Origin of the sequence: Neobacillus sp. CF12 (assembly GCF_030348765.1) — a bacterium.
Taxonomy (GTDB): domain Bacteria; phylum Bacillota; class Bacilli; order Bacillales; family Cytobacillaceae; genus Neobacillus.
Genome location: NZ_JAUCEU010000007.1, coordinates 3,090,373 through 3,105,709, shown reverse-complemented (window position 1 = coordinate 3,105,709; position 15,337 = coordinate 3,090,373). Strand labels below are relative to the sequence as shown.

Here is a 15,337-nt window from a genome sequence, read left to right as displayed (position 1 = left end):
GTTAAAAATGTTTTGACAGAACCATGAACAACTTGGTGCATAACAGCTGTTAGGCTGCCGCTTTTGCTTTGTCTTTGCTGCCTTCTGTTTTCATTGTTTTACGAATGAAAGGAATTACCCAACGATCAAGGCCAATACGACCAGCATTGAAACCCGCTGTTAAGATGATGAAACCTAAGAATATGTCAGTCGGATTGTGAGATACCGTACCAGCTAAGAAGAATGAAAAGTTCATCACTAAACCAAAGAACATTGCGGCAGTTGTTAAACATCCTAACAGAAGACCTAATCCGATTAATGTTTCGCCCCAAGGCACGATGAAGTTAAACATATCAATATTTGGTAAAGCAAAGCTTTCTAAGAAGTTAACGTACCAGCCGTAAACCATATTGCCATCTGGACCCTTAACTGGATTACCAATTGCCCCTTTTAAGAAGCCTGAAGCATCGAATCCGCCGCCTGTTAATTTTCCTAAACCAGCTGTGAACCAAGAATATCCAAGGTATAAACGTAAGACTGTTAAAATTCCAGCCGCGATTTTATTTTCTCTTAAAAAGTTCGTAAACATTTTGAAGCATCTCCTTGTTAAATAAGTTTTATATAATTACTACACTGCTAATATAACAAATTAATCTCGAATCGAGGATAGATTGTTCACTATTTCACATGTTTGTAAAAAAGTTTTGAACAAATTGTTACAAGCTTATATCACTCGAACGAATTTAGCTTGATTTAACGAGGATTGGTCCGATCTTTATGCCGTAACGCTCAGATGAAATTTTTAAAAATAAAGGTATATATTCTTGTTTTAACTAATATGATTAGTTAAAATAAAACTAATTATATTAGTTAAAAGGGGTTGGGTATATGAGAATGATCCATACAGGTTTTTTATATCAGGTGACATTTATGGCAAATGTTTTTCCGGTAAATTGTTATCTAGTTGAGGAAGAGGACGGATTAACTTTGATTGACGCAGCGCTGCCATATAGTATGAAGGGGATATTTAAGGCTGCCAAAACGATTGGAAAGCCGATTACGAAAATCGTTTTGACGCATGCGCATGAGGACCATGTGGGTGCGCTTGATAAGATAAAGGAAGAGCTTCCAGATGTGCCTGTTTATATTTCTATGAGGGATAATAGATTAATGAATGGTGACCTTTCGCTTGATCAGCATGAACATCAAACACCGATAAAAGGTGGGGTTCCCAAAAGGTTGAAAACGAGAGCGAATGTACTATTAAAAGAAGGTGATCTAGTGGGGTCATTAGCGGCAATTGAGACTCCTGGGCACACACCTGGATCCATGTCCTTTTTTGATACACGGACGAAGGCACTTATTGCAGGGGACGCATTTACAACAAGAGGCGGGATGGCTGTATCTGGAGAACTAAAACCATTGTTTCCATTCCCGGCATTGGCTACATGGAGTAAAGAAACGGCACTCGTTAGTGCAAGGAAATTAGTAGGCTATCGACCAGAACTTCTTGCAATTGGACATGGAGAAATGGTGAAGAATCCAGTTGGAGCCATGGAACAGTCTATTCGCAGTTTAGAGCAGAAATTGAAATAGAGGAGTATGTTTATGTCACCGAGACCTAAAGTCGGACTTGAATTAAATGCCATTCTTGAAGTGGCAGGGGAAATTGCAGATCTACAAGGAATGCAGGAAGTTACGCTGGCAAACCTGGCAAAAAAACTAGGAATTCGACCGCCTTCGTTATATAACCATTTTGATGGGCTGGGTGGATTGCGAAAAAAGATGGCGATATACGGGCTTAATAGGCTGTATGAAGAATTAGTGCAAGCGGCTATCGGAGTAGCAGGTGACGATGCGGTACTTTCTATAAGTAAAGCCTATGTGGATTTTGCCCGTAGGCATCCTGGCATATATGAAGCAACATTGATGGCACCCGATATGGAAGATGAAGATGTCCAACAGGCTGGTGCTAAGGTTGTTGAATTATCTGTTCGTGTTTTACAGGATTATCATCTAAAAGATGAGAAGGCATTACATGCAGTTCGGGGCTTAAGGAGCATTTTACATGGCTTTTCCTCATTAGAGCAGCGGGGCGGTTTCAAAATGGCGTTAGATCTTAATGAAAGTTTGGAAATTATAATTAAAGGGTTTATTAGTGGAATGCGTGAAGACTAGGTTTTATCGTGAAAACCAGGAACGCCGATATAATTGGATTGCCGCCGATATCATTTATTTTTCGCTGATATCCGTAAAATAGGCGAATTTAAGATAAACTAAAAGTTACCAATTTAACAGAAACCCTTGAAAACATCACGATTTTCTCTAATTTCAAAAGGCTAGCCAATTGGCTGGTCTTCTTTTTTTAATAAGATGTTATAATGGTAGTAATATCTTGATCAAAGGAATGAGATTATGCGTAAAAATGAGCAGTTGGGTTTAGTAGTCGACGTTGAAACTACAGGTTTAGGACCGACTACGGATGAGGTAATAGAACTAGCATTGAAATTGTTTTCCTATCGTACTGATACAGGGGAGGTTCAAGAAATTATTGAAGAAGATTCCTTCTTAAGAGAACCACTCTCAAATTCTGCTAGAAGGAATTATGACCGGGCCTACCAGATTCACGGTATTCCATATGAGTTGGTGGCAGGGAAGAGTTTCACAGATGGTAAGATCAAAACTTACTTTCATCGTGCGGATTCTGTCTTTGCTCACAACGCTTCCTTTGACCGCAGTTTTCTCTTTCATATGTACCCAGAAGTAAATGATTTAAAATGGTATTGTACAATGAGGGGTGTTAAATGGAAGAACTATGGCTTTCCTAATGGAAAACTGTTAACACTATTGCAAGCACACCAAATTACCAATCACCAAACCCATAGAGCACTTGATGATATTACATACCTCATGGACTTGCTCAAGAAAACAAGTCCAAACGGAAATCTCTATCTTCAAGAAGTCCTCGAAAATGGACCAATGAGAAAATACCAGCCAGCAGCCACACGAACCAAAATGGGATAAATGCGCACAAAACCAAAAGCAACAGACCAAACCTTCTGAGGTTTGGTCTGTTTTTTTATGAATTTTCATTTGAATGTCCGCCTGAGGTGGACAGTGTCCACGAGCGGTGACAGGCACCGAGGCACCGTTATTTTTTCAAATATCTCTCTTCAACGATTTTACAATGGTGCATTTGATGTCCGGCGATGATGTAGGCGATGGCTCTTGTGGTGATTGCCATTCCGTTTGCGTTTCCTGTGTTTTCCCACGCTTGTGCCGGGATGTTTTGGATAAGGCTGATGGTGGCGTTTCGTGTTGCTTTGAAGTCTTCTAGGATGGTTTTCAATGATAGGTTGTTTGTTTGTGCTGCTTGGACATAATCGTTTTCGTTAAATCCTGCTAGAGGTGTTTGATCGCCTCGGGCTACACGTAAAAGGCGGTAGCTCATGATTCTTTCGGTATCTGTTATGTGGCCGAGCACTTCTTTAATACTCCATTTGCCTGGAGCATAGCAATGTAAACCCTCTTCTTCTGAAATGTTATCAAAAAGAGAAACAGTCTTTTGAAGATTTTCCTTCAATAGTTGTAACAAGCCATCTTCAGGAACTAGGTCAACATACGGTACATAATAATCGGGATACTCATTTTTTTCGGGACGTTTAAGCATTGATTTTTTCTCTCCTCTCAAATTATACAGCTAGTATTTGGAAGTATCTTCATTTCTAAATTAATCCTAACACACTATTAAAGATGATTGAATCGCTAAGTATAGAAGCATATTTGTTTAAAGTTGGAAAGTTAATAAAGTAAAAAAAATGCAAAACGCTTACAAAATATTATTGACGGATTTTGTCGAGGGTGATATTCTATGTATACAGTTAGTTTGTTAGTTCATTAAACAAATTAATCAGGAATATCTAACACTCTCGAGAAGTTAAAAAAATAGGCAATGTGTATTTTTGTAAAGGGATTCATAAAATAAGCAACAAATCGTCTTAGCAATTATTTAAAGGGTTTATATTTTTTATTATAGTTCGATCTAATAGGAGGGTTAATGATGGCCAGAGCACTACAACAGAAAGTAGAAACCCCACAAAATGGTGGGAAAGCAGTACGCCCATTTGGCATGAAAGATAAGTTAGGTTATTTATTCGGTGATTTTGGAAACGATTTCTTCTTTATTCTAGTAGCAGCTTTCTTGATGGTATTCTACACAGATATATTCGGTATCAATCCAGCCCAAGTCGGATTATTGTTCATGATCGCACGTCTTTGGGACGCTTTTGCTGATGTAACGTGGGGCCGTTTCATTGATACTAGAAAGGCAACAGCACAAGGGAAATTTAGACCATGGATTTTTAGAATGTCATTCCCGCTTGTTATCTCAGGTATCTTGATGTTCGTAACAATTCCTGGCATGTCTGATGGATTTTACCTTGCTTATGCATATATAACGTATATTATCTGGGGAACATTATATTCCACTGTTAATATTCCTTATGGCTCAATGGCTTCTGTCATCACAGCTGATCCTGTTGAACGTACAGCTTTATCAAGTTGGAGAACATTAGGTGCGAACCTAGCAGGTCTAATTATAAACGTGGCTGGCCCAATGATTTTGTTTGTTAACAATAGACCGGATGCGAATCGCTTCCTAATCGCTGCATTACTTTTCGGTGGTCTTGCAATTGCTTGTTACATGGCTTGCTATAAACTATCTATTGAACGTATTACAATGGATGAAAGTAATAAACAAAAGGTGAACTTAGGCCAAACGATGAAGGGTCTAGTTAAAAACAAACCATTAATGGTGTTCCTGGTTGCTGCTTTAACATTCATGGTTGTCTTTATGTTAATTGGTACAGTAAACGTATATCTATTTAAGGATTATTTCGGAAATGCTAAAGCGTTAAGTATGGTTGGTTTGCTTCAATCAGTTGCAGTATTCGTGGCTATGCCATTTGTGCAGCCATTAGTAAAGAAATTTGGTAAAAAAGAAGTGGCTTCAGGTGGTTTATTATTAGCTACTCTTGTTTACGGTGTTCTATATTTCCTTCCAAATATTTCAGAAATGCAATTTATCGGTATTTTAACAGTTGCAATGGTTGGTTATGGTGTGTTCAACCTTGTTGTTTGGGCATTTGTTACAGATGTAATTGATTATCATGAATATTTAACTGGTTTGCGTGAAGATGGAACTGTTTACTCAATCTATTCAATGGCTCGAAAAATTGGTCAAGCGGTTGCCGGTGGTGTTGGTGGTGCAGTGATTGCAGCAGTAGGTTACACTGCAGGTGCCCAAACGCAAACAGAGGAAACGTTACGTGGAATTCATACACTCGGTACTTTAGTACCTGCAGTTGTACTAGGCGTAGTATTCCTAATGATTGTATTCTTATATCCATTAAACAAAAAGCGTACAGAGCAGCTTGCACTTGATTTAGCAGCAAAAAGAAAAGCGAAATAGTTACTTAAAGATAAGGTTGTTATGACTGCTCATAACAACCTTATCTTTTTTTGTAATACATATAGTAGTAGTGAGTCGGCGATTTATCTTTTTAAAAAAATTCCCTTTCAAAAGTTGAAAGGGAATTTTTGCTTCAAATCGTTCACTCTAGTATTAGATGTTAACGCTTGCATTTTTATTTGGTTCACTATGATAATTTAAGTTTAACATCGGGACTTCCAAGAAGTGCTTTATTGCAAGCGCACATGCTCCAAGAAGAGCAGAGTTTCTTCCGATTGAAGATATTTGGAGCGCGCGGTAATGGCTAATGGAAGAATTTAAGTTTCCTCTTATTTTATCGAGAGAATTCGGATACATGCGCAATAGCTCGCTATCAAGCACAAGCACATCAGGATTGTACATATTGATCATATTATTTAGACCAATTGAGAGGTAGTAAATGAATTGTTCCATCAATTGATGTACTTCTTCGTCACCTTCATCAAGCCATTTTTGGATATCTTCGTACGTCACAGCATTGATTTGCATTGTATCTGCTAAATGCTTGAATATAGCATTTTCTGAGGCATATCGTTCCCAACAGCCTTTATTACCACAATTGCATTGAATTCCATTTGGGACAACAATCATGTGGCCAATCTCACCAGCAAATCCATCATGACCGCGGAAAAACTCATTGTTCATCATCATGCCTAAACCTATACCGGAATAAAGCGTGGCAGAGAGTAAGTTATCTGTTTCATGATGCACATATACCCGTTCAGCAAAAGCACTTAGATTCGCATTGTTTTCTATATGCACGTTGATGTCTATTTGACTTTCAATATCATTCTTAAGAGTAATGTTATTCCAGCGTAAACGTGGTACATAATGAATTGTTTCATCTTTTCCAACTAAACCATGTATGGCAATAACGATTCCAATAACTCCATATCGGCTGTAAGCGTATTCAGATTTATACACTTTTATATGCTCAATTAAGAGATTCAAAATCTCCGCGTAGTCTGTCGTATTGGTTTCAATCCTTTTGGAGTTTACAGGAGTACCACTAAGATCTGAAACTGTAAAAGAAATATGGTCAAAATCCAGGTCAATTCCAAGTGCATAACCTGCCTCACTATTTAAAGAAAGCATTATAGGCTTTCTACCAACGGTAAAATGCTCAAGCTGTGTTTCTATTATTAATCCTTCGTCTAATAAGTCTGCAACTTGTGCCGAGATGGTCGCACGTGTAAGTGCTGTTACTTTTGATAAATCTGCCCTAGAAATTAAACCTTCTTTGACAATCTCTCTGAGAATAATCGAGCGATTGATTTTTTTTATATATGACGCGTCACCGGTAATCATTTATATCCTCCATTTCGAGCAGCTTTTCTACTATAACAATAGTATAACAGGTTATTTCATTTAGGTCTCTTAGGAGTTTAAAAAAATATAAACTGTCAATTGACTTAACAAATTAAACATGATAAGTTAGTAATGTAATTAATTTGTTTACTAAACAAATTAATAAATCTTATTCACGAAATTATTTAATAAATTTGTAAGGGTTTACAGAAAATAGAAGTAACTGGAGGGTATCGAATGAAAAACTTTTTAGACAAAGACTTCTTGCTAGATACAGAAACATCCATTAAATTATATGAAAATGCAGCTCTTGGTTTACCGATTTTTGACTTCCACTGTCACCTAGATCCACAAGAGGTTTGGGAAAATAAGTCCTATGAGAATATTACTCAATTATGGCTAGGTGGAGACCATTATAAATGGCGTACGATGCGTATGAATGGAATTGGCGAGAGATACATTACGGGCGATGCAACTGATTGGGAGAAATTCTCAGCATGGGCAGAAACGGTACCAAACCTAATTGGTAACCCGCTTTATCATTGGACTCACATGGAGTTGAAAATGTTCTTTGGAATTGAAAAATTACTCAGCCCATCTACAGCCCGTGAAATTTACGATGAATGCAATGAAAAGTTAAAAACTTCAGATTACACAGCGAGAGCTTTTATTGCGAAATCAAATGTTAAATTTATTGGAACTACGGATGACCCGAATTCAACATTGGAATACCATCGTTTATTAAAGAATGATGATACGTTTGCTCCCATTATTGCACCGACTTTCCGTCCTGATGGAGCATTGTTCATCGAACGTCCTACATTTATTAGCTGGACCCGGAAATTAGAAGAGGTTTCTGGAATTAAAGTAGATTCACTTGAAGGTTTCTTGAAGGCATTGCAACAACGTGTAGACTACTTCCATGAAAATGGCGGTCGTGCGTCCGATCATGATATTCAAAAAATGGAGTATGTAGAAACAACGAAGGAAGAAATTGAAGTTATTTTCAATAAGCGCGTAAGTGGCGAGCAGCTTTCGAACGAGGAATTGATTGCTTACCGTTGGTTCTTATTAACTGAGCTTGGAAAAATGTATGCTGGAAAACAGTGGGTCATGCAGCTTCATATGGGTGCCATTAGAAATAACAATACAAAAATGAAAGAGCTTATCGGAACAGATACTGGCTTTGATTCAGTTGGTGAATCTAACTTTGCTGAAGGCTTGTCCCGTTTCCTTGATACATTGGAGCAGCAAAATGCATTGCCAAGAACTGTATTGTTTAACCTAAATCCTAAAGATAATCCAGTTCTTGCAGGTATGATGGGGAACTTCTATGAAGAAGGCGTTCCTGGTAAAATTCAGTTTGGTTCTGGCTGGTGGTTTAACGACCATATCGATGGAATGGAAAGACAAATGAAGGATCTTGCAAACGTAGGTCTGTTAAGCCATTTTATTGGTATGTTGACAGATTCACGCAGCTTCCTTTCATATGCACGTCATGAATACTTCCGCCGTATTCTTTGTAACCTAGTAGGTGATTGGGTAGAAAGAGGACTAGCACCTAATGATATGGAATACCTTGAGCAAATGGTAAGAAATATTGGGTACAATAATGCGGAAAAGTATTTCTTAGAGCGTTAATTCAGATACAGTTACTGGACTTCAAGATACAGAATTGGTATGTTTATTACGAATATTATGTCGAATCATCTAGCAATATCATGAAGTGTTTTACAAAAGTGCGAGTGAACATTGCTAAATAGGATTAGGAGAAAGAGGGATAGTAAAATGTCTAAACAACAAATTGGTGTAGTAGGTTTGGCAGTAATGGGTAAGAACCTTGCGTTAAATATTGAAAGCCGCGGTTATTCTGTTGCTGTTTTCAACCGTTCTTATGACAAAACAGAAGAGTTCTTAAAGAACGAAGCTGAAGGAAAGAACTTTGTTGGCGCACGTACAGTTGAAGAATTTGTTCATTCTTTAGAAAAACCTCGCAAAATTTTATTAATGGTTAAAGCAGGTACTGCAACAGATGCTACCATTGATTCTTTAAAGCCATTTCTTGAAGAAGGCGATATTCTAATCGATGGAGGAAATACATTCTTCCAAGATACAATCAGACGTAATAAGGAACTAGAAACTGCAGGATTCCATTTCATCGGAACGGGAGTTTCAGGTGGAGAGGAAGGCGCGTTAAAAGGTCCTTCTATTATGCCTGGCGGTAAAAAAGAAGCTTATGAGCTTGTACAGCCGATCCTTGAAGCAATTTCTGCTAAAGTGGAAGGCGATCCTTGCTGTACGTATATCGGTCCAAACGGTGCAGGCCACTATGTAAAAATGGTCCACAATGGTATTGAATATGGTGACATGCAATTGATTTGTGAAGCCTACTTTATTTTGAAAAATGTACTAGGATTAGATGCAAAAGAACTTCACGAGGTATTTGCTGAGTGGAATAAAGGTGAACTAGACAGCTATCTGATTGAAATTACTGCTGATATCTTTACAAAAGTAGATGAGGAAACAGGTAAACCGATGGTTGACTTAATCCTTGATACTGCTGGTCAAAAGGGTACAGGTAAATGGACAAGCCAAAATGCACTTGATTTAGGTGTTCCGCTGCCAATCATCACTGAATCCGTATTTGCCCGCTTTATTTCAGCAATGAAGGATGAGCGTATTAAGGCAAGCAAGGTTCTATCTGGGCCAGAAGTTCGTAACTTCGATGGTAATAAAGAAGAGCTAATTGAAGCAGTACGTAAAGCATTATATATGAGTAAAATTGTTTCTTATGCACAAGGTTTTGCTCAAATGCGCGCTGCGTCAGAAGAATATGATTGGAATCTTCGTTACGGCGATATTGCAATGATTTTCCGCGGCGGCTGTATCATCCGTGCTCAATTCTTACAAAAAATTAAAGATGCTTACGATCGTGATCCGGAATTAAGAAACTTATTATTAGATCCATACTTTAAAGAAATCGTTGAAAACTACCAGCAGCCATTACGTCAAGTTCTTGCCGTTGCAATTGAACGTGGAATCCCAGTTCCATCTTTTGCAAGCGCAATTGCTTATTATGACAGCTACCGTACTGAAACACTTCCAGCGAATCTTTTACAAGCTCAACGTGACTATTTTGGTGCACATACGTATCAACGTATTGATAAAGACGGAGTATTCCATACAAACTGGATGGAATAATAGTTCCACAAACAAGGTTCAAAAGGAGACAAAACTAGCCCTAATGCTAAGATTGTCTCCTTTTTTATTTGTCTCAAAAGGTAAAATAAAAAAGCAATATCAGTCAAATAATAATAAATACTGAGCAGTTTTGGAGAATGTATTATGCGGCTATCTGCAATATAATATAAATATGTTCAGTTAACAAATAAAGATGTTAACGCTTACTTATAAGGGTGTGGAATCTATCGAAAAGTTAACGAGCTCCTTATTTAGAAAAAGAATAATGGATGAGTGGATATACGGTTTATACCGGGTTCAAGGTGTTGACTTTCACAACTTTAATTTTCACTCACATCAAGAATATGAGATTTATTTTTTTCACTCAGGTGACTGTAAGTATTTAATTAACAATCGGATTTACGAGTTGCAGCCTGGGGATATCATCCTTTTAGATGGTATGACGTTGCATAAAGCCAATCCTGGGACAGACAGTACGTATACAAGAAGTATGATTCATTTTTCACCTACATGGCTGCAAGAATCACTAAATGGACTTGGAGTCCCAAATCTATTAGATCCGTTTAAAAAACTTAATAATTGCTTGCTTCGTACAGGTTACGATGAATTTGGACAATTTGTTGATGGCAGGATAAAGGAAATAACCTGCTCGCTTACGCATATTGATGATGAAATGCAGCGGACAGGTAAGAAAAATGAGCTTCTGGAAGCTGAAGTAAAACTTGAGTTAATTCAGTTGTTAATGGGGATATTCAAAAGAAGTCAAAAGGAATTATCTCAAGTAAGTAGTAAAAGGTCGGAAAAAGAACTCCATGCCGAATCCATAGCCTCATGGATTAATGAGCATTATGCAGAGAAAATTAGTTTAGACAGAATTGCAGAGGAGTTAAGTTTGAGTAAGTATTATGCTTCGCATGTCTTTAAAGAAGTCACTGGTTTTACGGTGATGGAATATGTGATGGCTTGCCGGCTTAACCAGGTAAAGTATTTGTTAGAAATGGAGCCTGATCAATCACTTACAGATGTGTCACGTGCAACAGGCTTTGAGAGTGTTGCCCATTTCAGCCGTTTTTTTAAAGAGAAGGTCGGCACCACTCCATCACAGTATCGTAAAAAGAAACAGGAACGAAGGTAACCATATTCCTAGGAATAAGGAGGAAAAGAAAAAATGAATCAAGATTTACTGATTTCCGGATTTTCAGATGAAATCTCATCTGATTTCGATACCCAGCTTGAGGTTGTCTCTAATTTAGGGATGAAATATATTTCGTTACGCGGCATTGATGGGAAGAATATCGGTGATTTTACTGTTGATGAAATCAAAGAAACAGTGCAGCCAAGATTGCAAAAAGCTGGAATTCGTGTTTCTTCCATCGGCTCACCAATTGGTAAGGTCTTCATCAATGATGAAGAAGGCTTTGCTAAACAGAAGCTTATGCTGGACATGCTTTGCCAAATTAGCAACTTGCTTGATTGCAAATATATGAGAATCTTCAGCTTCTATATTCCTAAGGGTGAAGATGCAGACCAATATCGTAATCAAGTTGTTAGCAAGATAAAAGAATTCGCTGACATTGCAGAAAAATACAATGTGATTTTACTGCATGAAAATGAAAAGGATATCTTTGGTGATATCGGTAAACGCTGTCATGAAATTTTAACAGAAGTAGGTTCTCCGTACTTTAAAGGGATCTTCGACTTTGCTAATTTCGTGCAGTGCGGTGAAGATACACAGGAGTGTTACGATCTCTTAAAGGATGAGATTGTTTATATACACATAAAGGATGCCGTAACGTCAGATAGTCAAAACGTTGTCTGCGGAACTGGCGATGGTAAAATCCCTGAATTACTAGCTCAGTTTATTAAGAGCGGCTATAAAGGATTTTTAACACTTGAGCCACATCTCGTTCTCTTTGATTCTCTAAAGGATTTAGAGCTTGAAGATGCGACCGAGATCATTAAGGACAACAAAGGGCTGGATGGTGCCGGAGGTTACAAACTTCAATATGAAGTACTTTTAGAAATTCTAAAAACAATTGAAAGCGAGGAAATTTAATTATGGCTGATGTAAGATTAGGGATTATTGGACTAGGTGCAGAAGGCGGTATGTACGCAAATTTCATTTCTGAAGGCAAAGTTAAAAACATGGTGGTTGGTGCAATCTGTGATAATGATCCTGCTAAAAAACAAGTGGCAGAAGAGAAGTATCCTGGTGTTCCTTTCTACGATAATTATATCGATATGCTTGAAAGCGGAGATGTAGATGCAGTTGTTACAACTGTTCCGCATTATCTCCATCCTGAAATGGGAATCGAATCACTAAAAAGAAACATTCATGCATTAGTGGAAAAACCAGCTGGTGTTTATACAAAACAAGTTAAAGAGTTAAACGACTTTGCAACGTCAAAGCCTGAACTTAAGTTTGCTATCTTCTTTAACCAGCGTACAAATCCACTTTATAAAAAAGTAAAAGAAATAATTGATAATGGTGAAATTGGCAGCATTCGCAGTACCAACTGGATTATTACTACCTGGTGGAGACCTCAAGGGTACTACGATCAAAGTGAATGGAGAGCAACTTGGGGCGGAGAAGGCGGTGGTGTCCTTGTAAACCAAGCGCCACACCAAATCGACTTGCTTCAATGGATTTGCGGCATGCCGAAAAAGGTCTATGCAAAAGTAAACTATGGCTCTCAAAGAGATATTGTGGTTGAGGACGATGTGACTGCAGTATTTGATTATGGAAATGGTGCTACTGGTGTATTTGTAACTCGTACACACGATGTAGTAGGGACAGACCGTTTAGAAATCGTTGGTGATAAAGGGAAAATTATTGTAGATAACAGTAAGAAAGTAACGATCAAACGTCTTGTAAAACCTGAAAGTGAAATGAGCGCAACGATGAGCATGCAAGATGTCATGAAAATTTTCATGGGCGGCAGCCAAGATGATGTTTTCTCTGAGGAAGTACTTGATTTTGGCAATGTTTGGGGCGAACAGCACATTGCTGTATTAGAGGACTTTGCTTCTGCGATTGTAGAAGGTACACCATTATTAGCTCCTGGCAGTGACGGAATTAATGGTGTCAGACTTGCAAATGCCATGCACCTGTCAAGCTGGTTAGGCAAGGAAATCGAAGTACCATTTGATGAAGATTTATTCCTGGAAGAATTAAATAAACGTATTGCTGAAGAAGGTAAATATCCGGTTAGAAAGTAATTGATCACCTAAAACGAACTCATCGCTAATACAGCTTTGAGTTCGTTTCAAAAAGGGGAGAAGTAAATGTTGAAAGTTGCCGTTATAGGGCTGGGGACGATTTCACAAATCCATATTCCAGCGATAAAAGCGAACCCAAATGCTGAGTTGACTGCTGTCTGTGATAGTGATGATACATTATCGAATGCCGTACCAGGAGCAAACTTTTACAGGAACTATGAAGAAATGCTAGAAAAGGAAGACTTGGATTGTGTTCATATCTGTCTGCCTCATTATCTACACTATCCTGTTACGAAGGCTTGTGTAGAAAAAGGTGTTCATGTATTTCTAGAAAAACCATTGGGCTTGAACACGGAAGAGGGACTTGCTTTGGTGAAACTAGAGGAAGAATATAAGGACATTAATATTGGTGTCTGTCTGCAAAATCGAAACAATGAATCATTTGAAAAACTTCATGAGATTATTAGCTCTGGAGAATATGGTCCTATCAAAGGGGTCAAGGGTCTCGTAGCATGGTTTAGACCAAAACAATACTATGACGTCCAACCGTGGCGCGGGCAGTGGAAATATGCCGGCGGTGGAGTGATGATCAATCAAGCACTGCATACGTTAGACCTCATGCAGCTGGTTGGCGGTGAAATTGAATCAATTAGAGGTTCAGTTGATCAGCTATTGGATTATAACATCGAAGTAGAAGATACAGCTTCCGCCCGTATCCAGTTTAAAAATGGTGCTAAGGGATTATTCTTTGCTACCAATGCAAATGCAGATAATTCTAGTGTTGAACTTGAGGTTCTTTTTGAAAAGGTTAGGTTTATCATCAAAGATAGCATCCTAACTAGAGTAAATGAGGCAGGGGAAAAAGAAGAATTGATGGAGGTTGCGAAGCTGCCAGGTTCAAAGCATTATTACGGGGCTAGTCATGCAAAAACAATTAATCAATTCTATTCCGCTATTACCGAAAACACAGATGACTATATTCATGCAAAAGATGCACTTGCATCCATTGCAATCATTGATGGTATTCACCTGTCATCAGAGAAAAAACAATCAGTAAAAATGGAGGTATTTCAATGAATAAGGGAAAAATCGGCGTTCAGATGATGATGCTAAAAGGCAAAGTAGAAGAGCTGGGTGTTTATGAGACTTTAAGACAAGTAAGAGAGCTTGGCTATGGGGCTGTAGAAGTATCACAAATTCCTATGACAGCCGAGAATGTAGCAGAGTTAAAAAGAGCAAGTGAAGACTTTGATATCAAAATTGCTGCCCTTTCTGCTGCTCTAGAGCCAATGATGCCAGGTATGCCAGGCGAAACACTATCCAATGATTTCGACAAAATTGTAAGCGATTGTAAGACATTAAACTGTAACTTCCTGCGTATCGGTATGCTTCCAATTACAACAATCGGTCATAAAGACAAGATTATGGAGTTTGTTCAGAAGTGTGATGAGGTAGCAGAGAAATTAGCAGAGCACGGCATTGAATTGTACTACCATAACCACCATATTGAGTTCCAAAAATATGATGGGGAGTATCTATTAGATATTATCAAGAACAATACTTCTAAAATTGGCTTTGAAATGGATGTTCACTGGATTCATCGCGGCGGGCTAAATCCTGTTGAAGTATTAAAGAATTATGCAGGCCGTATCTCTTTAATCCATTTGAAAGACTACCGCATCGGACAATTTGATGTAAGTGTACTAGAAGGTGGATTTGAGCCGGCTAAGTTCTTCAATGCATTCAATAATGTAATCCAATTTGCGGAACTAGGAGCAGGAAGCCTGGACCTCAAAGCGATTATTGAAGCTGGCCTAGAAAGCGGCTCACAGTACTTCTTAGTTGAGCAGGATGATTTATATGGACGCGATCCATTTGATTGTCTAAGAGACTCAGCTAACCACTTAAGAGAGCTAGGATATGCTGACTGGTTTTAATATATTGAAATAAATAAAACCCGAAAAAGGCAGTGGAAGTTCACTGTCTTTTTTTATTAGAAAAATATAGTAGGTGTATAGTCCTAGCATGTATTTCTATAGAAAAAAAGGTATTCTATCAACGAAAAATTTAGAAAATTAAAAAATCTATTGACTACAAGTTACAGAGATGATATTCTTTATT

General features: G+C 38.1%; 14 protein-coding genes. 11 read left to right on the top strand and 3 right to left on the bottom strand.

The features are described 5' to 3' along the window. Window positions 1–49 precede the first annotated feature (49 nt). Window positions 50–568, bottom strand: a complete 519-nt coding sequence (locus QUG14_RS14720; RefSeq protein ID WP_289341284.1) for a DoxX family membrane protein — start codon at window positions 566–568, stop codon at window positions 50–52. Between the two features lie 299 nt (window positions 569–867). Here QUG14_RS14720 and QUG14_RS14715 point away from each other — a divergent pair, with 299 nt between their 5' ends. From QUG14_RS14715 to QUG14_RS14705, 3 genes are all read left to right on the top strand, one after another. Further along, on the top strand, window positions 868–1,575 hold the full coding sequence (locus tag QUG14_RS14715) for an MBL fold metallo-hydrolase (RefSeq protein ID WP_289341283.1): 708 nt from the start codon (window positions 868–870) through the stop codon (window positions 1,573–1,575). 12 nt (window positions 1,576–1,587) lie between these two features. Beyond that, on the top strand, window positions 1,588–2,157 hold the full coding sequence (locus QUG14_RS14710) for a TetR/AcrR family transcriptional regulator (protein ID WP_289341282.1): 570 nt from the start codon (window positions 1,588–1,590) through the stop codon (window positions 2,155–2,157). Between the two features lie 237 nt (window positions 2,158–2,394). Continuing rightward, a complete protein-coding gene (locus QUG14_RS14705; RefSeq protein WP_289341281.1) occupies window positions 2,395–3,003 on the top strand; it encodes an exonuclease domain-containing protein in 609 nt (202 codons plus the stop codon). Between the two features lie 127 nt (window positions 3,004–3,130). Here the strand turns inward: QUG14_RS14705 and QUG14_RS14700 are convergent, their stop codons facing one another. Beyond that, complete coding sequence (locus tag QUG14_RS14700) at window positions 3,131–3,649, bottom strand: DinB family protein (protein WP_289341280.1); 519 nt, start codon at window positions 3,647–3,649, stop codon at window positions 3,131–3,133. Window positions 3,650–4,039: 390 nt separating this feature from the next. On the opposite strand from QUG14_RS14700, the gene QUG14_RS14695 reads away from it, so the two are divergent. Continuing rightward, a complete protein-coding gene (locus QUG14_RS14695) occupies window positions 4,040–5,449 on the top strand; it encodes an MFS transporter (RefSeq protein WP_289341279.1) in 1,410 nt (469 codons plus the stop codon). Between the two features lie 153 nt (window positions 5,450–5,602). On the opposite strand, the gene QUG14_RS14690 is transcribed toward QUG14_RS14695, so the two are convergent. Continuing rightward, on the bottom strand, window positions 5,603–6,796 hold the full coding sequence (locus QUG14_RS14690) for an ROK family transcriptional regulator (RefSeq protein WP_289341278.1): 1,194 nt from the start codon (window positions 6,794–6,796) through the stop codon (window positions 5,603–5,605). Window positions 6,797–7,033: 237 nt separating this feature from the next. Between QUG14_RS14690 and uxaC the strand changes: the two genes are divergently transcribed. The 7 genes from uxaC to QUG14_RS14655 all read left to right on the top strand — a co-directional run bounded on the left by uxaC (window position 7,034) and on the right by QUG14_RS14655 (window position 15,153). Next, complete coding sequence (gene uxaC / locus QUG14_RS14685) at window positions 7,034–8,437, top strand: glucuronate isomerase (protein WP_289341277.1); 1,404 nt, start codon at window positions 7,034–7,036, stop codon at window positions 8,435–8,437. Window positions 8,438–8,584: 147 nt separating this feature from the next. Further along, window positions 8,585–9,997 (top strand): NADP-dependent phosphogluconate dehydrogenase, encoded by a 1,413-nt coding sequence (gene gndA, locus QUG14_RS14680; protein ID WP_289341276.1) that lies wholly within the window; start codon window positions 8,585–8,587, stop codon window positions 9,995–9,997. A 265-nt stretch (window positions 9,998–10,262) separates the two neighbouring features. Further along, on the top strand, window positions 10,263–11,132 hold the full coding sequence (locus QUG14_RS14675; RefSeq protein ID WP_289341275.1) for an AraC family transcriptional regulator: 870 nt from the start codon (window positions 10,263–10,265) through the stop codon (window positions 11,130–11,132). A 33-nt stretch (window positions 11,133–11,165) separates the two neighbouring features. Then, window positions 11,166–12,053: a sugar phosphate isomerase/epimerase family protein gene (locus tag QUG14_RS14670; protein ID WP_289341274.1), complete on the top strand. Its 888-nt coding sequence runs from the start codon at window positions 11,166–11,168 to the stop codon at window positions 12,051–12,053. Window positions 12,054–12,055: 2 nt separating this feature from the next. Beyond that, window positions 12,056–13,216 (top strand): Gfo/Idh/MocA family protein, encoded by a 1,161-nt coding sequence (locus QUG14_RS14665; RefSeq protein ID WP_289341273.1) that lies wholly within the window; start codon window positions 12,056–12,058, stop codon window positions 13,214–13,216. Window positions 13,217–13,282: 66 nt separating this feature from the next. Beyond that, window positions 13,283–14,293 (top strand): Gfo/Idh/MocA family protein, encoded by a 1,011-nt coding sequence (locus QUG14_RS14660; RefSeq protein ID WP_289341272.1) that lies wholly within the window; start codon window positions 13,283–13,285, stop codon window positions 14,291–14,293. Beyond that, window positions 14,290–15,153: a sugar phosphate isomerase/epimerase family protein gene (locus QUG14_RS14655; protein ID WP_289341271.1), complete on the top strand. Its 864-nt coding sequence runs from the start codon at window positions 14,290–14,292 to the stop codon at window positions 15,151–15,153. The genes QUG14_RS14660 and QUG14_RS14655 overlap by 4 nt, the downstream gene beginning before the upstream one ends. The last annotated feature ends 184 nt before the right edge of the window (window positions 15,154–15,337 follow it).